General features: G+C 59.5%; 22 protein-coding genes. 14 read left to right on the top strand and 8 right to left on the bottom strand.

All coding sequences use genetic code 11. The annotated features are described in order from the left end of the window. Positions 1–7: 7 nt before the first annotated feature. From EIY71_RS21210 to EIY71_RS21200, 3 genes are all read left to right on the top strand, one after another. On the top strand, positions 8–1,387 hold the full coding sequence (locus EIY71_RS21210; RefSeq protein ID WP_102686007.1) for a sodium:solute symporter: 1,380 nt from the start codon (positions 8–10) through the stop codon (positions 1,385–1,387). Between the two features lie 84 nt (positions 1,388–1,471). Then, entirely contained in the window at positions 1,472–2,197 is a 726-nt protein-coding gene (locus EIY71_RS21205; protein WP_085747170.1) for an MBL fold metallo-hydrolase, read from the top strand. 43 nt (positions 2,198–2,240) lie between these two features. Then, positions 2,241–2,489 carry a phosphopantetheine-containing protein gene (locus EIY71_RS21200; RefSeq protein WP_102686006.1) on the top strand — a complete coding sequence of 83 codons (249 nt, stop codon included), beginning with the start codon at positions 2,241–2,243 and terminating at the stop codon, positions 2,487–2,489. Between the two features lie 94 nt (positions 2,490–2,583). Here EIY71_RS21200 and EIY71_RS28775 read toward each other — a convergent pair whose 3' ends face one another. Together EIY71_RS28775 and EIY71_RS21195 are read right to left on the bottom strand one after the other, a co-directional pair. After that, positions 2,584–2,712, bottom strand: a complete 129-nt coding sequence (locus EIY71_RS28775) for a PA1414 family protein (protein ID WP_003184145.1) — start codon at positions 2,710–2,712, stop codon at positions 2,584–2,586. 142 nt (positions 2,713–2,854) lie between these two features. Further along, positions 2,855–3,748 carry a LysR family transcriptional regulator gene (locus EIY71_RS21195; RefSeq protein WP_102686005.1) on the bottom strand — a complete coding sequence of 298 codons (894 nt, stop codon included), beginning with the start codon at positions 3,746–3,748 and terminating at the stop codon, positions 2,855–2,857. A gap of 104 nt (positions 3,749–3,852) precedes the next feature. On the opposite strand from EIY71_RS21195, the gene EIY71_RS21190 reads away from it, so the two are divergent. Further along, positions 3,853–5,034 carry an MFS transporter gene (locus EIY71_RS21190; RefSeq protein ID WP_134022997.1) on the top strand — a complete coding sequence of 394 codons (1,182 nt, stop codon included), beginning with the start codon at positions 3,853–3,855 and terminating at the stop codon, positions 5,032–5,034. Here EIY71_RS21190 and EIY71_RS21185 read toward each other — a convergent pair. The 3 genes from EIY71_RS21185 to EIY71_RS21175 form a co-directional block, all read right to left on the bottom strand. Then, positions 4,979–5,911: a DMT family transporter gene (locus tag EIY71_RS21185; RefSeq protein WP_102686003.1), complete on the bottom strand. Its 933-nt coding sequence runs from the start codon at positions 5,909–5,911 to the stop codon at positions 4,979–4,981. The two genes, EIY71_RS21190 and EIY71_RS21185, sit on opposite strands and share 56 nt — an antisense overlap. Positions 5,912–6,136: 225 nt before the next feature. Continuing rightward, the gene (locus EIY71_RS21180; RefSeq protein ID WP_085747173.1) at positions 6,137–6,541 is read right to left on the bottom strand and encodes a DUF2177 family protein; all 405 of its coding nucleotides are present in this window, start codon (positions 6,539–6,541) and stop codon (positions 6,137–6,139) included. Between the two features lie 45 nt (positions 6,542–6,586). After that, a complete protein-coding gene (locus EIY71_RS21175; RefSeq protein ID WP_085747174.1) occupies positions 6,587–7,423 on the bottom strand; it encodes a S1 RNA-binding domain-containing protein in 837 nt (278 codons plus the stop codon). A 351-nt stretch (positions 7,424–7,774) separates the two neighbouring features. Here EIY71_RS21175 and EIY71_RS21170 point away from each other — a divergent pair, with 351 nt between their 5' ends. The 3 genes from EIY71_RS21170 (at position 7,775) to EIY71_RS21160 (ending at position 9,843) form a co-directional block, all read left to right on the top strand. After that, positions 7,775–7,963 (top strand): hypothetical protein, encoded by a 189-nt coding sequence (locus EIY71_RS21170; protein WP_016985943.1) that lies wholly within the window; start codon positions 7,775–7,777, stop codon positions 7,961–7,963. Positions 7,964–8,179: 216 nt separating this feature from the next. Then, positions 8,180–8,896, top strand: coding sequence for a TorF family putative porin (locus tag EIY71_RS21165; protein ID WP_085747175.1), 717 nt, complete (start codon positions 8,180–8,182; stop codon positions 8,894–8,896). A 77-nt stretch (positions 8,897–8,973) separates the two neighbouring features. Further along, on the top strand, positions 8,974–9,843 hold the full coding sequence (locus EIY71_RS21160) for a DUF6279 family lipoprotein (RefSeq protein ID WP_102686002.1): 870 nt from the start codon (positions 8,974–8,976) through the stop codon (positions 9,841–9,843). 61 nt (positions 9,844–9,904) lie between these two features. On the opposite strand, the gene EIY71_RS21155 is transcribed toward EIY71_RS21160, so the two are convergent. Further along, the gene (locus EIY71_RS21155; RefSeq protein ID WP_102686001.1) at positions 9,905–10,297 is read right to left on the bottom strand and encodes a transcriptional regulator; all 393 of its coding nucleotides are present in this window, start codon (positions 10,295–10,297) and stop codon (positions 9,905–9,907) included. Between the two features lie 177 nt (positions 10,298–10,474). Between EIY71_RS21155 and EIY71_RS21150 the strand changes: the two genes are divergently transcribed. The 6 genes from EIY71_RS21150 to EIY71_RS21125 all read left to right on the top strand — a co-directional run bounded on the left by EIY71_RS21150 (position 10,475) and on the right by EIY71_RS21125 (position 13,918). Continuing rightward, entirely contained in the window at positions 10,475–11,209 is a 735-nt protein-coding gene (locus EIY71_RS21150; RefSeq protein ID WP_085747177.1) for a thioredoxin family protein, read from the top strand. A 113-nt stretch (positions 11,210–11,322) separates the two neighbouring features. Beyond that, positions 11,323–11,493 (top strand): YhfG family protein, encoded by a 171-nt coding sequence (locus EIY71_RS21145; protein WP_007956564.1) that lies wholly within the window; start codon positions 11,323–11,325, stop codon positions 11,491–11,493. After that, entirely contained in the window at positions 11,490–12,101 is a 612-nt protein-coding gene (locus EIY71_RS21140) for a Fic family protein (protein WP_085605659.1), read from the top strand. The genes EIY71_RS21145 and EIY71_RS21140 overlap by 4 nt, the downstream gene beginning before the upstream one ends. 96 nt (positions 12,102–12,197) lie before the next feature. Then, entirely contained in the window at positions 12,198–12,473 is a 276-nt protein-coding gene (locus EIY71_RS21135) for a hypothetical protein (RefSeq protein WP_007956561.1), read from the top strand. Positions 12,474–12,722: 249 nt separating this feature from the next. Next, on the top strand, positions 12,723–13,322 hold the full coding sequence (locus tag EIY71_RS21130) for a papain-like cysteine protease family protein (protein WP_102686000.1): 600 nt from the start codon (positions 12,723–12,725) through the stop codon (positions 13,320–13,322). Further along, positions 13,319–13,918 carry a hypothetical protein gene (locus EIY71_RS21125; RefSeq protein WP_102685999.1) on the top strand — a complete coding sequence of 200 codons (600 nt, stop codon included), beginning with the start codon at positions 13,319–13,321 and terminating at the stop codon, positions 13,916–13,918. The genes EIY71_RS21130 and EIY71_RS21125 overlap by 4 nt, the downstream gene beginning before the upstream one ends. 63 nt (positions 13,919–13,981) lie before the next feature. Here EIY71_RS21125 and EIY71_RS21120 read toward each other — a convergent pair whose 3' ends face one another. Next, positions 13,982–15,322: a DEAD/DEAH box helicase gene (locus tag EIY71_RS21120; protein ID WP_102685998.1), complete on the bottom strand. Its 1,341-nt coding sequence runs from the start codon at positions 15,320–15,322 to the stop codon at positions 13,982–13,984. A 191-nt stretch (positions 15,323–15,513) separates the two neighbouring features. Here EIY71_RS21120 and EIY71_RS21115 point away from each other — a divergent pair, with 191 nt between their 5' ends. After that, positions 15,514–16,812 (top strand): mechanosensitive ion channel family protein, encoded by a 1,299-nt coding sequence (locus EIY71_RS21115; RefSeq protein WP_085747182.1) that lies wholly within the window; start codon positions 15,514–15,516, stop codon positions 16,810–16,812. Between the two features lie 65 nt (positions 16,813–16,877). Here EIY71_RS21115 and EIY71_RS21110 read toward each other — a convergent pair whose 3' ends face one another. Continuing rightward, entirely contained in the window at positions 16,878–17,519 is a 642-nt protein-coding gene (locus tag EIY71_RS21110) for a hydrolase (RefSeq protein WP_007956548.1), read from the bottom strand. Positions 17,520–17,611: the final 92 nt, after the last annotated feature.

Raw genomic sequence — 17,611 nt, 5'->3', positions numbered from 1 at the left:
CGCCATCATGGCTTTGGATTTATTCGTCGTCCTCATCTACGCCGCCGGCATGCTCTTGCTCGGCTACTTCGGCATGCGCAAGGCCAAGACCAACGAGGACTTCCTGGTCGCCGGGCGTAACCTCGGCCCGAGCCTGTACATGGGCACCATGGCCGCGACCGTTCTCGGTGGCGCGTCCACCGTCGGTACCGTCCGCCTGGGCTACGTGCACGGCATTTCCGGTTTCTGGCTGTGCGCGGCACTGGGTTGCGGCATCGTGGCGCTGAACCTGTTCCTGGCCAAGCCGCTGCTGAAACTGAAGATCTACACCGTTACCCAGGTCCTGGAAAAACGCTACAACCCGATGGCCCGCTCGGCGAGCGCGGCGATCATGCTGGCCTACGCGCTGATGATCGGCGTGACCTCGATCCTCGCCATCGGCACCGTGCTGCAAGTGCTGTTCGGCCTGCCGTTCTGGATCTCGGTACTGCTCGGCGGTGGCGTGGTCGTGGTGTATTCGGCCATCGGCGGCATGTGGTCGCTGACCCTGACCGACATCGTCCAGTTCATCATCAAGACCGTCGGCCTGATGTTCATCCTCCTGCCAATCTGCCTGTACCGCGTCGGCGGCTGGGACGAGCTGGTGCTGAAACTGCCGGCCACCGCCTTCAGCTTCACCACCATCGGCTGGGACACGATCATCACCTACTTCATGATCTACTTCTTCGGCATCCTGATCGGTCAGGACATCTGGCAACGGGTGTTCACCGTCAAGAACGAAAAAGTCGCTCAGTACGCCGGTAGCTTCGCGGGCATCTACTGCATCCTTTACGGTCTGGCCTGTGCCCTGATCGGCATGGCGGCGCACGTTCTGATCCCGGATCTGGACAACGTCAACAACGCCTTCGCCGCGATCGTCAAACTGTCGCTGCCGGACGGCATCCGTGGTCTGGTGATCGCCGCTGCCCTGGCCGCGATGATGTCCACCGCCAGCGCCGGCCTGCTCGCCGCTGCCACCACCCTGACCGAAGACCTGCTGCCAAAACTGCGTGGCGGCAAACAGTCGAGCCTGGGTGTGAACCGTCTGTTCACCCTGCTGACCGGTGTCGTGGTGCTGGGTATTGCTCTGGTTGTGAACGACGTGATCAGCGCTCTGACCCTCGCTTACAACCTGTTGGTGGGCGGCATGCTGATCCCGCTGATCGGTGCGATCTTCTGGAAACGCGCGACCACTGCCGGCGCCATCGCCAGCATGGGCCTGGGTTTCGCCACCGCCCTGCTGTTCATGTTCAAGGACGGTCTGGATGCCAACACGCCGATCTACTACAGCCTGGCTGTGGGTCTGGTGAGTTTTGTGGTGGTCAGCCTGTTTTCCCGTCGCCCTGCCCCGGTGGCCAGCGCGGTCTAAGCTCGCTATAACGACTTGATGCTTTCTTCGGCGGGTGTGGCGTCGGTTGCCACACCCGTTTTTTTCGTCTGGAGAAAATGCTTGATGAAGATTGTTTCTCGCGATCAGTGGTTCGAAGTGCAAACCCTGAGCGACGGCATTCGGCTGATTCACGAGCCGTTCATCCGCCCGTTCTATCGCTGCAACCTGTGGCACGTTCAGGGGCGGGACAAGGATCTGCTGCTCGACAGCGGTTCCGGGCTGGTCAGCCTGCGCGAACAGCTGCCGTGGCTGACCGAACGGCCGCTGGTGGCGGTGGCCAGTCATTGCCATTTCGACCACATCGCCGGGCACCACGAATTTGCCGAACGGCTGGTGCATCCGGCCGAAGCGGACATTCTGGCGGCGCCGGATGGCGAGAACGATCTGAGCCGGGCCTTCGTCGGCGACGACATGTTCGAAGCGCACCCGGATTGCCCGTTGTGCTACGCCGAATACCGGGTCAAGGCTGCGCCGGCCACCGGTTTTGTCGAGGATGGCGATGTGCTGGACCTCGGCAACCGCGCGTTGCAGGTGCTGCACACGCCGGGCCATTCACCGGGCGGGATCAGCCTCTACGAAGCGGCCAGCGAAACCCTGTTCAGCGGCGACATCATTTACGACGGGCCGTTGATCGAAGACGCCTACCATTCCAACCTCGACGACTACGCCGCCAGCCTGCGCCGCTTACAGGCTCTGAAGATTCGCACCGTGCATGGCGGTCACTTCGGCAGTTTTTCCGCAGAGCATCTGCACGGGATGATTGACGAATGGTTGCGCCGCCACGCCTGAGGCCTGCTGTACTTCAGTCAGACTAACAACACAAAGATCTGCCATGAGAAGAGCTGCCGTGCGTGCTGCCGTGCACCGGTTCATCCTGCGCCTGCTGGAAAATCGTGAATTCGACGACAACACCAGCCTCGCGCAGCTGGGGCTGGAAAAAGCGGATATCGAGGATCTGATCTTCCATCTGGAAGATGAATTCGGCCTGACGGCCTTCACCGCCGAAGAGGACCGGATGCTCAAGACCGCGAAGACCGCGAATGACCTGAGCCAGTTTCTGATGGAAATCGGGCGTCACTGAAAACAAAAGATCGCACCCGCCCGCCACTCCAATGGAGCGACAGCCGGGTGCGATCTTTTGTCGTTTAAATCCTTTGATCCTTCAAAGCGGGGCATTACCGCCGACGTGGCTGACGCCGACGCTGTTCGTCATCGGTGCGAATCGGGACCGGTTGCAGAGGCGGTTCGATCAAGCCGAGGGCAACACCCAAATCGTGCAGCCAGTTTTGAATTTTCTCTTTCATCGTCATGCCCCCTTCAGGGTGGTGCTGAGCGTCCGGAATTCTGAGGCCGCTTCGCACTGATAATAGTCCGAAGTCCTACGCAATGCTCGGCCAAATCCGCAATGATCTGTTACTGAATTGATCCAAATCCCTGACCGTACGTTCAAGCCGTGTCCCGCACGTCTTCGCCAGCCACGGGATAGAGCGTCTGCTGCTGTTCGATCCATGCGTTGAGGTTGGCACCGACCATGCCCCGCCGCCACATGAGCCATGTTGTCGCACTGGCAAAAGGCTCGGCCAGCGGGTGCACCGCCACGCTTTCGCGCCCCGGCAGGCTTGCGAGCATCGACTCCGACATCAGCGCCACACCACTGCCGGCAATCACGCAGGCAAGCATGCCCTGATAGGACTCGATCTCCATCGCCCTCCCCATCGCCGCCTGATAGTGGGCAAACCACGCTTCCAGCCGCGCACGATAGGCGCAGCCATGGCGAAAGGTGAATACCGCCCGACCTTCGACATCCCTGGCGCTGCGTATCGGCGGGTGATCGGCCTCGCTGATCAGCACCAGCCGTTCGTTGCACAGTGGCACACCGTCGATCCCGGCCAATTGCGGCGGGCCGTCTACCAGCGCCGCGTCGAGACGCCCGGTGAGCAGGCCTTCGAGCAATTCACCGCTGGGCCCGGACTGCACCTGAAGATTCACCGCCGGATATTGCTTGTGATAGCGCGCCAGCAGCGCCGGCAAATGGATCGCCGCCGTGCTGTACAGCGTGCCGAGCACGAAATCCCCCGCCGGTTGCCCGCCCATCACCGCTGCACTCGCCTGATCGCGAAGGGCGAACAGTTTGCCGGTGTAGTCCAGCAGGACTTTTCCCGCAGGCGACAACTGCAAACGCTGACGCTCACGGACGAACAGTTCGACACCCAGTTGCTCCTCCAGCTGTTTGAGCCGGGTCGACAGGTTCGACGGCACGCGGTGCAAACGTTCGGCGGCGCGGGTGATCGAGCCCTCCTCTGCCACGGCCTGGAAGATCCGCAATTGGCTGAACTCCACAACCTTTCTCCTGAACAGAACAAGTTACTCACTATTATTCAATTTTAAAGAAAGTCAATCAGTCCTAGCCTGACGGTCATTGAACCTCCAACGGAATTCAGAACATGTCACCGCTGATTCGCTTATCCGCCTGTTTCATTGCCCTGATGATGGCCATGGGCATCGGGCGTTTCGCCCTCACCCCGCAACTGCCGCACCTGCTCAGTGAAGGGCAGATCGACCTGACTGCCGCCGGTCTGATTGCGGCGGCCAACTACCTCGGTTATCTGCTCGGCGCGGTGGATGCGATGTTTTCCCGCCGGCCGGATCAAGTGCAGCGGCGCCTGCACGGCGGTCTGTGGTTGTGTGTGTTGCTGACGCTGGCATCGTTCTGTGCCAACGGTTTCTGGTCGCATTTGTTGCTGCGCTTCGGTACCGGTGTGGCGAGTGCCTGGGTGCTGGTGATGATTACTGCGTTGAGTCAGCCGCTGGCTGCGGCGGCGGGTCGTCCGCGATTGGGCGCGCTGGTCTTTGCCGGGCCGGGGCTGGGGATTTTTCTGACGGGATTGCTGGCGCTGTTCTCACATCTGGCGCAGCAGACTTCCGCGACTCTGTGGCTGATCTATGCCGCCGTGGCGCTGGTGATGTTGCTGGGAATCGTGCGGATCCTGCCGCAACCGGGCGGCGGTGTGCCGGTCGTGCCGGCTGCCGTGAGTTCATCAAATCGTGGCATTGGGCGCTTGGCGGCGGTGTATGCCTTGTATGGCGTGGGCTACATCATCCCGGCCACGTTTCTGTCACAGATGGCCAACGCGCAATTTCACGGGCAGTGGCAGGCCGATCTGTTCTGGCCGTGCTTTGGCCTCGGTGCCGCAATTGGCGTTTTGCTGGTAAGTTTGCGTCGGCACGATCCGCAAACCACCCGGCACTGGTTGATGGCGACGTTGTGGCTGCAGGCTGCCGGGGTGTTCGCTTGCCTGTTGGGCAGCGGCCTCGGTCTGGCATTGGGCGTGGTCCTGTGCGGCACGCCGTTCCTGGCCTGCATGCAACTGGTGATGCAACGCTCCCGGGAACTGGCGCCCCACGCCACCCAGCGCAACGCCGGCCTGCTCACCGCGTGCTTCGCCGTCGGTCAACTCAGCGGGCCGTTGCTGGCGGCGGTCAGCAGCCATTTCAGCGGCGGCCTGCAACCGGCGCTGGTGATTGCCGGCAGCGGCCTGCTGATTGCCGGCGGTCTGGCCTGCAAATCGGTTACGGCTGACCGAGGGCTTTGCGCAAACGCCGACGCACCCACTGTTCCGCGCTGACGAAGGTGATGCCGAGCAACACCAGCACGGCGCCGATGATGAAGTTCAGGCTCAGTTCTTCGCCGAGCAGCACCACGCCGAACGTGACGCCGAACAACGGTGTCATGAAGGAAAACACCGCGAGGTTGGCCGCCAGATAACGGCGCAGCAGCCAGAACCAGGTCAGGTAACTGAAGAACGACACCACCAGCCCCTGGAACAGCACACTGCCCACGGCCACGACGGTCAGGCTGACGTGGGTGATCTGGCCGCTGAGCAGCGCGATCAGCAACAGGCCGATGAAACCGACGATCAGTTGATAGAACAGGGTCAGGGTCACCGGCGCCTCGGACAGGCGCGAGGCGCGCACCACCACGGTGGTCGCGCCCCAACTGGCACCGGCCAGCACGCCGAGGGCATCGCCCATCAACATCCGGCGGTCGAGGTTGTCCCACGACACGCCGCCGGCAAACGCGATGGCAATGCCGACAAATGCGAGGAAGATCCCAACCCATTGCACCGGTCGTAGGCGCTCGCTCGGCAACAGAAAATGCACGCCCAGCGCGGTGAAGATCGGCGCGGTGTAGAGGAACACCGACATGTGCGCGGCGGTGGTCAACTGCAAGCCTTCGGAGATGAACAGGAATTCGAGCCCGAACAAGGCACCGGCCAGCAAGCCGCCGCGCCAGGTAGCGCCGACCTGATCCCAGCCGCCCTTCCAGCAGATCAGCAGTCCTACCAGCAACGCGGATATCCCCGACCGCCCCGCCGCCTGCATCACCGGCGCAATGTCGGTCGCCGCCCACTTGATCATCACCTGCTGCACGCCCCAGATCAGGCACAGGCCGATCATCACTTGCAGGGCAAACCCGTCGGCACTGCGCCGACTGACGCTCACCTCGACACCTCTAACACACACAACATGGCAGTTTTTCCAATGGTCAAACAAAGCCCCGGCTCTTTGTCCGGGGCGAAAAGTAGTGAGTGGATTATTAACCAGTCAGCCAGAAAAAGCCGTCTGGAAAAGACATTTCATGCTCCTGCAACGTCAGCGGAGAATGGCTGACGACTGCGCCGTCAATCGCTGGCAAGCCAGCGATGGCGTCAGGTCAGGCGACCAAGATCAACGAGCTGATCTGCCAAACCGGCTGGCCACAACAAATCCGACCGTACAGGCCAGCGCCGTGGCGAACGTCCCCCAAGCCCAATCCATCAGCGACACCTGCGCCGACCAGCCGCGCAATGTCGCCCAGTTGGTCAGGTCATAGGTGCCATAAGCGACCAGCCCGAGCAGCGCTCCCATCCGGGCGGCGCGTTGCCAGGTCAGCGACGGCAACACCACGAACACCACACAGCCGAAAACATACAGGCAATAAAAAACCGCTGCTGGCACCAGCAACGGTTTTTCGAGCATCAGCGAACCGAGCAGTTCGCGATAGGTCGGCGCCATCAGCACGCCAAGCCAGACGCCGTCGAGCAGAAGAAACGTCAGCAGCGTGGCGACGTAGGCAATCAGTGGTTTTTTCATCTGCCCGACCTCAAGTAAGCCCATGCAACATGGGCCACGTCAGGCTCAGGTTAGTTCAATGCGATCGGCGTGAATGACGATCTTGCCTTCCTTGTACAACGAACCGATGGCCTTCTTGAAGTTGCCCTTGCTGACACCGAACAGGCTGCTGATCAGCGCCGGGTCGCTCTTGTCGCTGACGGCCAGGGTGCCATCGTTTTCGCGCAACTTGGAGAGGATCTTCGAGTTCAGGCTGCTGGCTGCTTCCTGCCCCACCGGTTGCAGGCTCAGGCTGATCTTGCCGTCGGCGCGCACTTCCTTGATGAAGCCTTTCTCGCGCATGCCGGAACGCATGAACTTGAAGATTTCATTCTTGTGAATCAAACCCCAGTGCTTGTTGTTGATGACGGCCTTGAAACCCATGTCGGTGGATTCGGCCACCAGCAGATCAACTTCCTGGCCCACGCTGTAGTTGGCGGGGGTCTTGTCCAGATAACGATCCAGGCGCGCGGTCGCGGTGATGCGGCGGGTGTGCTTGTCGAGGTAGACATGCACCACGCAGTACTCGCCGGCGGTCATCTGGCGTTTTTCTTCGGAGTAAGGCAGCAGCAGATCCTTCGGCAGGCCCCAGTCGAGGAACACGCCGATGCTGTTGACTTCAACAACTTTCAAACTGGCAAATTCACCGACCTGAACTTTTGGTTTTTCAGTGGTGGCAATAAGTTTGTCGTCACTGTCCAGATAAATGAAAACATTGAGCCAGTCTTCATCTTCGCTGGGAATATCTTTAGGAATATAACGGTTGGGCAAAAGAATTTCGCCGTCGGCACCGCCGTCCAGATATAAACCGAAGTTAGTGTGTTTAACCACTTGCAAACTGTTGTAACGCCCGACTAAAGCCATTTCCAATACCCTCATTGCGTGGGCGGCATTCTACCCGGTTTTGCCGGGTTCGTCGGTCGCCAGATCGGACGGCCGAGTGAAAATCTGCGGGAGGCCTTGATTTTCCTGGATTTCGCGCCGCACGAGCACCACTCGTCAGGCCAGCGTGACGGCTTTTGCCTGATCCCGAGGCCGGCCAGCATCCTCAAATCGAATAAATGTTGTTATTTAAAACAGCAGGTTAGCGGGATATTTCGAATAATTAATCGAGAATAATCCACCTGCACGCTGGGTTATTCCGAGGGATATTTACCAAGCAATTGTCAAGTTATTCCTGTACGATGCCTGGCCGAGTTACTTTTCTACAGGTTAATGGCCGCCATGCGTGTAAAAGCATCCACCAGCAAAGCAAAGCCAGCTCCAGCCGTTGAAACCAGCGAATCGATCAACGATCAGATCGCGGCATTCCTCAAGTCCGGCGGCGAGATCCAGCAAATTGCCAAGGGCGTCAGCGGCCAGACGTTCGGCCCGTCCAAGCAGATCAGCCTGGGCAAGAAGTAACACCCCGCAGCACACCTGTCCAAAGGCGCTTTGAGCTTCGAAGCGTCTGGACCGGATCCCTCGCAAGACCTCTCTTACGTTTAATCAAACATTCAAAACTGCAAAAATCGACGAACGGCCCTCGATGCCGATCATTCGCCGGTATCCTTGCACGCGTCTGGATCAAGCGTTTCAGCAGGTTTGTCGCACCTGCGCTCGCTGCTCAAGGAGTGACGCATGCTCAAATCTTCCTGTTTATTGCTTGTAGGCCTGCTGGCGAGCCCGGTGGCGCACGCGCAGATTTTCCAGCGTGAGCTCGGTGACTTCGACCTCAAGCTCGGCACCACGCCCAGCCGCAGCATGGCCCAGGGGCTGGTCAAGCCTTCGGCGGTCGGCTCGTTCCACGGCGGCCTGGACCTGAGCCACGACAGCGGCCTGTATGTCGGTCAGTACGCACCGAGCATGGGCCTCACGCCGGGGAAGAATCTCGAAATCGATTCCTACGTCGGCTTTAAACAACCTTTCGATCAGACCCTCGGCTACGAAGTCGGGATGATCCATTACAGCTATCCCAAGGTCGACACCCTCGACAGCCAGGAACTGTTCGGTGGCCTGACCTTGCTCGGCAGCCGGATCGGCATCGCCCTGAGCAACGACCCGGATAAACAGAACAACACCCTGTTTGCCGACCTGGGCGGCAATCAGCCGTTCGGCATCGGGATCAGCATGAAATACACCACCCATCAGCTCAACACGCCGGTCTCGGTGGACGGGGGGTATGTCAGCAGTTTTACCGATTGGTCGGTGAAATTTTCCCGGCCGTTCATGGGCATCGACCTCGACCTGATCTACAGCAATTCGAGCCTCAGCGGCAGCGATTGCTCAGCCTATTCCGGGCATAACAGTCAGTGCGACGGGCTGGTCACGCTCAAGGCCGAACGCGCGTTCTATTGATTGGCTGAACTGCCGGGGCCATCCTGCGTTCACATGAGCATCAGACCCTCAAGGCTGGCTTTCGCAAGGACTCGCCCATGTCTAGCTGGTTCAAACGCATCGCGATTCTACTGATCCTGACCCTCGCCCTCGGCGCCTGCAGCCGTGTCGGCCTGGCCTATCGCAATCTCGACGTGATCATTCCGTGGACGCTCAGCGACTACCTGGACATGAACGGCGAGCAGAAAGGCTGGTTCAACGAACGCCTCAGGGAACACCTGAGCTGGCACTGCACCACGCAGTTACCGGGTTATCTGGACTGGCTTGATCGCCTGCAAACCATGGTCGAGACCAATCAGGTCACCGACGCCGCACTTCAGGCCCGCACCGCAGAGGCCAAGCAGGCAATCGCCGAAACCGCCCGGGAAATCACCCCGTCGGCGATTGAATTGCTGCAAGGCCTGGATGATCGGCAGGTCGCTGAAATGAACGACGCCTTTGCCAAAGACCTGCAGAAACGCCAACAGGAATACCTCAAGCCACCGCTTTCACAGCAGATTGCCGAGCGTGGCGCGCGCATGGACAAGCGTCTCAACGATTGGCTCGGCCCGTTGAACGCCAAACAGGAACAGCGGGTGATGGCCTGGTCGACCGCTCTGGGCGATCAGAACACCCAGTGGATTGCCAACCGTGCTCACTGGCAGAAGCAGTTCAGCGCGGCGGTGGCGCAACGCAACAGTCCTGAATTTCCACAACGGATCGAGACGCTTCTGGTCAATCGCGAGCGGTTATGGACAGCGGATTACCAAAAGGCCTACGCCAATACGGAGGCGCAGGCCCGTTCGCTGTTCGTCGATCTGATGGCCGACAGTACGCCGCAGCAGCGCCAGCGCCTGTTGAAAAAGATCGAGGGAGTGCGCAAGGACTTCAATGATTTGAAGTGCCTGAAGGCCGCACAAAAAAGCTGAGACCACTGCGAAACCCATGTGGGAGCGAGCACGTTCGCTCCCACATTTTTTTGTGCAAACCTCAGGCGATCTGCGCTTTGGAAGCTACCTCATCGAACGTCAGCTCATCCAGCGCGTCTTCCTGATCATCCAGCACTTCGCGCGGATGATCATTGCCGGGAATGCTGCTGTCGATCAGGCTCAACAGACTGGAGCCGCGCGGGGTCAGGCTGAAGTTGTTGCCGGTGCTGCCCTCGTCTTCGCCACGGGGCTGGATGTAACCGCGCAACAGCAGCAGTTGCTCATAGTCGCAGGCAAGCGTTTTCAGGTGATCCAGATTCTCGATCGGCTGGCCCGCCGCCGCTTTCTCCGCCGCATAGTCTTCGGCAAAAGACCGTGGCGCAAAGCTGTGGCCCGCGCCGTTCTGCACTTCATGCAGCAGGCGTTCAATCAAATCCCAGTTATAAGTCGTCATCCTGATTCAACCTCCGGTGCGCGTGATTTTTTGGCGCGTTCACAGGTTGTGACCGGAGCGTTGCGCCACCGTTCAGGATTATTCGGCGCCCCGACCGACCGGCGGTCTGTCGATTTCCCGGGTGGTTGAACGACTAGTCTGAGACAGACGGTTTCAACCCCCGCAGGAGAAATCATCATGAACGTTGAGAATCATCCGGTGGTGTCGCGCGAAGAATGGCTCGCCGCCCGCAAGCAGCATCTGGCCGATGAAAAGGCCTTCACCAAAGAACGCGACCGCCTCAGCGCCAAACGCCGCGCCCTGCCCTGGGTAAAGATCGACAAGGATTACCGCTTCATGGGGCCGAACGGCGAATTGAAACTCGCCGACCTGTTCGGCAAGCACAGCCAACTCGTCGTTTACCACTTCATGTTCGCCAAGGGCTGGGAGGAAGGTTGCCCGGGCTGTTCATTCCTCAGCGACCACATCGACGGCGCCAACCTGCACCTGGCCCATCACGACATTGCGCTGGTGGCGGTGTCCCACGCACCGTTCGCCGAATTCCAGGCCTTCAAGCGGCGGATGGGCTGGACATTCGACTGGGTGTCGTCGGACGGTTGCGATTTCAACTACGACTTCGGCGTGTGCGCCCGTGCTGAGGATGTCGACGCTGGCAAAGCTACGTACAACTACGAAAAGACCGACAGCGCCGAGGAAGAAATGCCCGGGCTCAGCGTGTTTTATCGCGCTGACAACGGCGAGATTTTCCACACTTACTCAACCTACGCGCGAGGCCTGGACTTGCTGGTCGGTGCCTACAACTACCTCGACCTCACGCCCAAGGGCCGGAACGAGGACGAGATCATGGAATGGGTGCGGCACCATGACCGCTATGACGGCGCCGCAAAATCCAGTTGCTGCCATGATGGGTAGCCCGTCTGCGTGAACGGGTTCAATGGTGCCGCAGGATGTGCGATGCTAGGTCGAACGAGCCGTCACGGCTTCGTTCGACTATAATTGGCGCATTCCCGCATCAAGAGGCCGATATGGAAAAGCTGAGTCTGCAAACCAAGAAAGCCTGGTTCGCGAAGCAACGCAGAGCCAATTTCGCGGCCAGTCTGCGCCTGGAAGGCTTTGTTCCATCTCCGACTGATGGCGATATCAAACTTCCCACCAGGGCCGCTGCCTTGAGAGCGGTCCAGCTCTTGAAAGCTTGAGCAACGATAAATACGGTTCTGACCAAGCCCCGGATTGTTATCCGGGCACTGACGTTCTTGTCAATTTGCTCGACTTACGCAACGCCGAAGACCTGGATGAAGCAGAACGCTACATCAATGAAGTCGCCTCTGCGCGTTTGGAATTCATTCCTCCTCCCTACAGCCTTGCAACGTTAAAACGGGTGCACCGCACCTTGTTTGAAGCGATCTATCCATGGGCTGGCGAAATCCGGACACTGGCGATCAGTAAAGGCAGTACGCGATTTTGCAGCCCGGAATACATTGAGCGTGAAGTCGCAAGAGAACTTTCGAAAATGGCGGACGCTGGGTGGTTTGAAGGGTTTTCCCGTCAACAACTGGTTTCAGCAGTCGCCGCTTCGTATGGCACTCTCAATGTGGCTCACCCGTTCAGGGAAGGAAATGGCCGAACCCAGCGCATCCTGTTTGAATACATCATTTTCAACGCCGGTTATCTCATCGACTGGGGGATGGTCGATCAAGAGGAATGGATCAAGGCATGTATTCACTCCTACCACGGTGATGACGATCTTCTTGTCGATGTATTCAACCGATGCATAGGCATTTCAATTGCCGAGGTCGACTTTTGAACAAGGCATCCCCCCAACGCCAGTCGCAGTGAACTTTTCGCTAGCCAGAACCCTCAACCGGTTAACCCGCCTTAACCGGAACTGAGGCCATTCCCCATGAAAACCCTGCTCAAGCTCACCCTCGCCGCCACGCTCGCCTGCGCCCTGCCCGTCTGGGCCTGTACGCCGGAGGAAGCCACCGCCAAACGCGAGCAACTGGCCAAGGAAGTCGCGAAGCTCACAGAGCAAAACCCGACAAAGGCCAAGGAGATCAACGCCGAGTTGCAGAAAATGGACCTGGGCACTGCCTCCGCCGACCTCCCGGACAAATGCCAGTTGATCGATCAGCGCTTGAAGGAACTGGGTTCGGCGGAGAAAAAAACCGAGGGATAACACCCGCTCAGACAACGGCAGGCTTCGGCATCGATCAGGCTAAATCGATACCAAAGCCTGCTTCCTTTTGTCCGGAAATTTGCATTAGTGCATTTTATTATTTGCATAAACGCATATTCAGACCTAGGGTTACCCCGAGCCTGATCAGAACCGGCCATCGGAGATGGCAACCCTTGAACACCGATCGCTCGGCAATACCGTTATCCCGCAAACGCGGAACGTTTGTTTTCATTCATGGAGGATTGAAAAATGTTAACCACTGAAACAACGGCATTCACTGGCAACACCCTGCCCGGGTGCCTGATCGGCCATCTGCTCGACCCGCAACTGGTCGAGGTCGAAGCGGCCCCACAGGCCAGGGCCCTGGCTGCCTCGAGTCTCAACTTTACGATGCAGCAGCAGACCCAGACCAACTGGTGCTGGGCGGCGGTTTCCGCTTCGGTCGGCAATTACTACGGCACCGGGTCCTGGACGCAGTGCGGCGTGGCCAGCACCCAACTGGACCGCAATTGCTGCAGCCAACCGGGGCCGTGCAACGTCTACGGCTATCTGGATTCGGCCCTGCAAACCACCCGCAGCTACAACGGGATGAATCAGGGTTCGTTGCAGATGTCGGCCATCCAGAACCAAATCAACATGGGCCGCCCTGTCGGTCTGCGTTGCGCCTGGTATGGCGGCGGTGCGCACTTTCTGGCGATCTATGGCACCAACGGCAATTACGTGCTGGTTGCGGATTCGATCTACGGCTATTCGACCCGCGCGCTGAGTGCCTTCCCCGGTTCCTACAATGGCGGCGGCAACTGGACTCACACTTACTTCACGGCGAAAAACCAGGGGGCGGCATCATGAAACTGACTTATCCAAAAGCGCCTTCCAACGGCGTACAGACCTTGCGTCCGGCCCTGCAGGCCGCGTTGCAGACCCAGGGCTTCGGCGTCAATCGCCAGTTCGCCAGTGCGGCGCCTGCGAAAATCAGCCTGAGCGAGGCCTATCGCGGCTACTCGCTCAGCCTGGAAGATCTGAGCGATGGCAAAGGCCTGAAAGACGCCCGGCTCGGTGACTGGCATTACCTGGTGTTTGCCGACGGTGTGTCGATTGCCGATGCGCAATTGGCCGAAGTCCGCGGTCACGTCGAGTTCGCCTCGTTAAACCACGGCAACCTGGCGGCCGCTACGGTCGATGCGCTGAAACTGGCCGAGCAATCGCCACAGTTGCAGGGCAAAACCGTTGAGCTGCGAGTGTTGTTCGTTTCGGCGCTGCACGTTGTAGCGATCTGGCTGCACGCGGCGGGTGAAGATGTGCTGATCCCGATCGAGCCGACGCCCAAGGAGTCGGCGCTGCCCGGGCTGTACAGCGAGGCAGCCCTGCTCGCGCAGCTCAAACCGATAGCCGATCAGGCCAAGCGGCGCTTTGATGCCGACACCACTGGCCTGCTGGGCAGTTGATAAACCCTGGCGATAAAAAAACCCGGACCATGTCCGGGTTTTTCTTTGCCTGCCTGAAACGACTTACTCAGCCGCCGGCGCTTCCGGCTTGCGGCGCTTGAGCGGAGCCATGCCATCGCTGCTCACCAGAGAGTCTGGTTTCGGACGATTAGCGTTCTTGCGCTTGGTCGGGGTCTTGGCGGCGGTTTTCTTCTTGTCGCCCTTGGCGTCGGTCTTTTTCTTCTTCACGCCGACGGCCTTGCCCGAGGCCTTGACCTTTTTCGGTCCGCCGTAGGTGCCCTTGACTTCCTTGATGGTACGGCGCTCGAAGCTCTGCTTCAGATAGCGCTCGATGCTCGACATCAGGTTCCAGTCGCCGTGGCAGATCAGCGAGATCGCCAGACCGTCGTTGCCTGCACGGCCGGTACGACCGATGCGGTGCACGTATTCGTCGCCGCTGCGTGGCATGTCGAAGTTGATCACCAGATCCAGGCCGTCAACGTCCAGACCACGGGCCGCCACGTCGGTAGCCACCAGGATCTTCACGCCGCCCTGCTTCAGACGGTCGATCGCCAGCTTGCGATCCTTCTGGTCTTTCTCGCCGTGCAGCACGAACGCCTTGTATTCCTGGGCGACGAGGCGACCGTAGATGCGGTCGGCCATGGCCCGGGTGTTGGTGAAGACGATGGCCTTCTGGTAGGTCTCGTTGGCCAGCAGCCAGTTCACAATCTGTTCTTTGTGCTGGTTGTGGTCGGCGGTGATGATCTGCTGACGGGTGGTGTCGTTCAGCTGGCTGACCGCGTTGAGCTGCAGGTGCTCAGGGTTGTTCAGCACCTTGGCGATCATCTCGCGCAGGCCGGAACCGCCGGTGGTGGCGGAGAACAGCATGGTCTGCTGACGGTTCGGGCATTCGTCGACCAGACGCTGCACGTCTTCGGCAAAACCCATGTCGAGCATGCGGTCGGCTTCGTCGAGCACCAGCACTTCGACTTCTTTGAGGTCGAGGTTGCCGGCGTTCAGTTGCTCGATCATCCGGCCCGGGGTGCCGATCAGGATGTCCGGCACCTTGCGCAGCATGGCGGCCTGGACCTTGAAGTCTTCACCGCCGGTGATCAGGCCGGACTTGATGAAAGTGAACTGCGAAAAGCGCTCGACTTCCTTCAGGGTCTGCTGGGCCAGCTCGCGGGTCGGCAGCAGGATCAGGGTCTTGATGCTGACGCGGATCTTGGCCGGGCCGATCAGGCGGTTGAGGATCGGCAGGACGAAAGCGGCGGTCTTGCCGCTACCGGTTTGCGCCGTCACCCGCAGGTCACGCCCCTGAAGCGCCAGCGGAATGGCCGCGGCTTGCACAGGCGTTGGCTCGACAAATTTCAGCTCGGCCACGGCTTTGAGCAGGCGTTCGTGCAGGGCGAATTGGGAAAACACGGGTGCTACCTCGAAGATATGCAAAAAATCAGCTGCATAGGTTACCGGTTTCGAGCGCTCAGGCCGAGTTTCTTTATGAAATACGCCGTAATCAGTGGCTTTTTTGTTGCTCGATTTGTCTCCAACGGTAATACACAGCGTCTTAAATGCTCTAATCGCCCGTCGCGTCTTACAGAAGAATCGTCTCTCTCATGGATTTCAAACAGCTCTGGCTCAACGCCCAAGACCTCTGGGGTACCCTCGAACAGCACCCGCTCCTGCACGCCGGCCTGGCTTTGCTCCTGCTGCTGGTGATCGCGCTGGTCCTCGGACGAGTGGCGCGCTACCTGATCCTGCATGCCAGTCGCATGCTCGGTCGCCAGCCCGCGCTGCACTGGATCAATGACTTTCGGCATAACAAGGTGTTTCAGCGCCTGGCGCAGATGACGCCGTCGCTGGTGATCCAGTTCGGCCTGCATCTGGTGCCGGAACTGAGCAAGACCGCCATGGTGTTCCTCGGCAACGTCGCGCTGGCGTTCACCATTCTTTTCCTGCTGCTGTCGGTCAGCGCCCTGCTCAATGCACTGCTGGACATCTACGCCCGCACCGAACACGCCCGCACCCGCTCGATCAAGGGTTACGTGCAACTGGCGAAAATGGTTCTGTACGTGTTCGGCGCGATCATCATCGTCGCCACCCTGATCGACCGATCGCCGCTGTTGCTGCTGTCCGGTCTGGGTGCGATGTCGGCGGTGATCCTGTTGGTCTATAAGGACACCCTGCTGTCGTTCGTTGCCAGCGTGCAACTGACCAGCAACGACATGCTGCGGGTCGGCGACTGGATCGAAATGCCGCAGGTCGGCGCCGATGGCGATGTGGTCGACATCACCCTGCACACGGTCAAGGTGCAGAACTTCGACAAGACCATCGTCTCGATCCCGACCTGGCGCCTGATGTCCGAGTCGTTCAGAAACTGGCGCGGCATGCAGCAGTCCGGCGGACGGCGGATCAAGCGCAGTCTGTTCATCGACGCCAGCGGTGTGCGGTTCATCCGCGACGATGAAGAAGAAAAACTCTCCCAGGTGCACCTGCTGACGGCGTACATGGGCCGCAAGAAAGCCGAGCTCAAAGCCTGGAATGAGGCGCAGGGCAACGTCGCGGCGATGTCGGCCAACCGCCGGCGCATGACCAACATCGGCACCTTCCGCGCTTACGCGCTGGCCTATCTGAAGAGCCACCCGGAGATCCAGCCGAACATGACCTGCATGGTCCGCCAGATGCAGACCACGGCCCAGGGCATTCCGCTGGAAATCTACTGCTTTACCACCACCACGGTGTGGGCCGATTACGAGCGGATCCAGGGGGATATTTTCGATTACCTGCTGGCGGTGCTGCCGGAGTTCGGGCTGAGCCTGTATCAGCAACCGAGCGGTGGGGATTTGCGTTCCGGAATATTGCCGGCAGTTCTTGGTGCGAGCCATATTCCGGAAGCCGAAAAACATCTGATGTAACGCTTTCTTCAAACGCAAAAAAAAGACGCAACCCCGGTTGCGTCTTTTTTTGTCCGGCCGATTTATCAGGCCTGCCGCTGCGGTGCCTTGTGCACCATGGTGTAGGCGTAATCGACGCCCATGCCGTACGCGCCGCTGTGTTCCAGCACCAGGTCCATTACCGCCTGATAAGTGTCTTTGTGCGCCCAGTCACGCTGGTATTCGAGCAGCACTTGCTGCCAGGTCACCGGTACTGCGCCCGCCTGAATCATCCGCTGTACCGACATGTCGTGGGCTTCTTTGGTGGTGCCGCCGGACGCGTCGGTGACGATGTACACCTCGTAGCCTTCAGCCAGGGCTTCCAGGGCCGGAAAGGTCAGGCAGACCTCGGTCCACAGCGCGGCGATGATCAGTTTCTTGCGCCCGGTGGCCTTCACCGCGTCAACCAGCGCCTTGTCTTCCCAGGAGTTCATCGAGGTGCGCTCGATCGGCTTCTGCTCAGGGTGTACCGCCAGCAGCTCCGGCCAGATGTAGCCGCTGAAGCTTTCGGTTTCGACCGAGGTGTAGATGGTCGGCACGTTGAAGATCTTGGCAGCCTTGGCCAGGCCGACGGTGTTGTTCTTCAGGGTCTGACGGTCGATCGACTGCACGCCGAAAGCCATTTGCGGCTGGTGGTCGATCAGGATCAGGGCGGAGTTGGTTGGGTTCAGCAGTTCACGGATAGACATGGCGCGTTCCTTTTGATGTCGATTCAAAGTTCGATTGGGTATTGGGTGAGTCGAGGCGTTTTGCCGTCTGCGGCGTTGTTGTCTCGGCTTGG

It is taken from the genome of Pseudomonas sp. CH235, assembly GCF_004368175.1.
Taxonomy (GTDB): Bacteria; Pseudomonadota; Gammaproteobacteria; order Pseudomonadales; family Pseudomonadaceae; genus Aquipseudomonas; species Aquipseudomonas paraglycinae.
This window is presented reverse-complemented; position numbering and strand designations above follow the sequence as displayed.

Excerpts from the sequence above, each read along its gene's own strand:
- EIY71_RS21210 (WP_102686007.1), top strand. The coding sequence starts at position 8 with ATGGCTTTGGATTTATTCGTCGTCCTCATCTACGCCGCCGGCATGCTC.
- EIY71_RS21205 (WP_085747170.1), top strand. The coding sequence starts at position 1,472 with ATGAAGATTGTTTCTCGCGATCAGTGGTTCGAAGTGCAAACCCTGAGC.
- EIY71_RS21200 (WP_102686006.1), top strand. The coding sequence starts at position 2,241 with ATGAGAAGAGCTGCCGTGCGTGCTGCCGTGCACCGGTTCATCCTGCGC.
- EIY71_RS28775 (WP_003184145.1), bottom strand. The coding sequence starts at position 2,712 with ATGAAAGAGAAAATTCAAAACTGGCTGCACGATTTGGGTGTTGCCCTC.
- EIY71_RS21190 (WP_134022997.1), top strand. The coding sequence starts at position 3,853 with ATGTCACCGCTGATTCGCTTATCCGCCTGTTTCATTGCCCTGATGATG.
- EIY71_RS21180 (WP_085747173.1), bottom strand. The coding sequence starts at position 6,541 with ATGAAAAAACCACTGATTGCCTACGTCGCCACGCTGCTGACGTTTCTT.
- EIY71_RS21175 (WP_085747174.1), bottom strand. The coding sequence starts at position 7,423 with ATGGCTTTAGTCGGGCGTTACAACAGTTTGCAAGTGGTTAAACACACT.
- EIY71_RS21170 (WP_016985943.1), top strand. The coding sequence starts at position 7,775 with ATGGCCGCCATGCGTGTAAAAGCATCCACCAGCAAAGCAAAGCCAGCT.
- EIY71_RS21165 (WP_085747175.1), top strand. The coding sequence starts at position 8,180 with ATGCTCAAATCTTCCTGTTTATTGCTTGTAGGCCTGCTGGCGAGCCCG.
- EIY71_RS21160 (WP_102686002.1), top strand. The coding sequence starts at position 8,974 with ATGTCTAGCTGGTTCAAACGCATCGCGATTCTACTGATCCTGACCCTC.
- EIY71_RS21155 (WP_102686001.1), bottom strand. The coding sequence starts at position 10,297 with ATGACGACTTATAACTGGGATTTGATTGAACGCCTGCTGCATGAAGTG.
- EIY71_RS21150 (WP_085747177.1), top strand. The coding sequence starts at position 10,475 with ATGAACGTTGAGAATCATCCGGTGGTGTCGCGCGAAGAATGGCTCGCC.
- EIY71_RS21145 (WP_007956564.1), top strand. The coding sequence starts at position 11,323 with ATGGAAAAGCTGAGTCTGCAAACCAAGAAAGCCTGGTTCGCGAAGCAA.
- EIY71_RS21135 (WP_007956561.1), top strand. The coding sequence starts at position 12,198 with ATGAAAACCCTGCTCAAGCTCACCCTCGCCGCCACGCTCGCCTGCGCC.
- EIY71_RS21130 (WP_102686000.1), top strand. The coding sequence starts at position 12,723 with ATGTTAACCACTGAAACAACGGCATTCACTGGCAACACCCTGCCCGGG.
- EIY71_RS21125 (WP_102685999.1), top strand. The coding sequence starts at position 13,319 with ATGAAACTGACTTATCCAAAAGCGCCTTCCAACGGCGTACAGACCTTG.
- EIY71_RS21115 (WP_085747182.1), top strand. The coding sequence starts at position 15,514 with ATGGATTTCAAACAGCTCTGGCTCAACGCCCAAGACCTCTGGGGTACC.
- EIY71_RS21110 (WP_007956548.1), bottom strand. The coding sequence starts at position 17,519 with ATGTCTATCCGTGAACTGCTGAACCCAACCAACTCCGCCCTGATCCTG.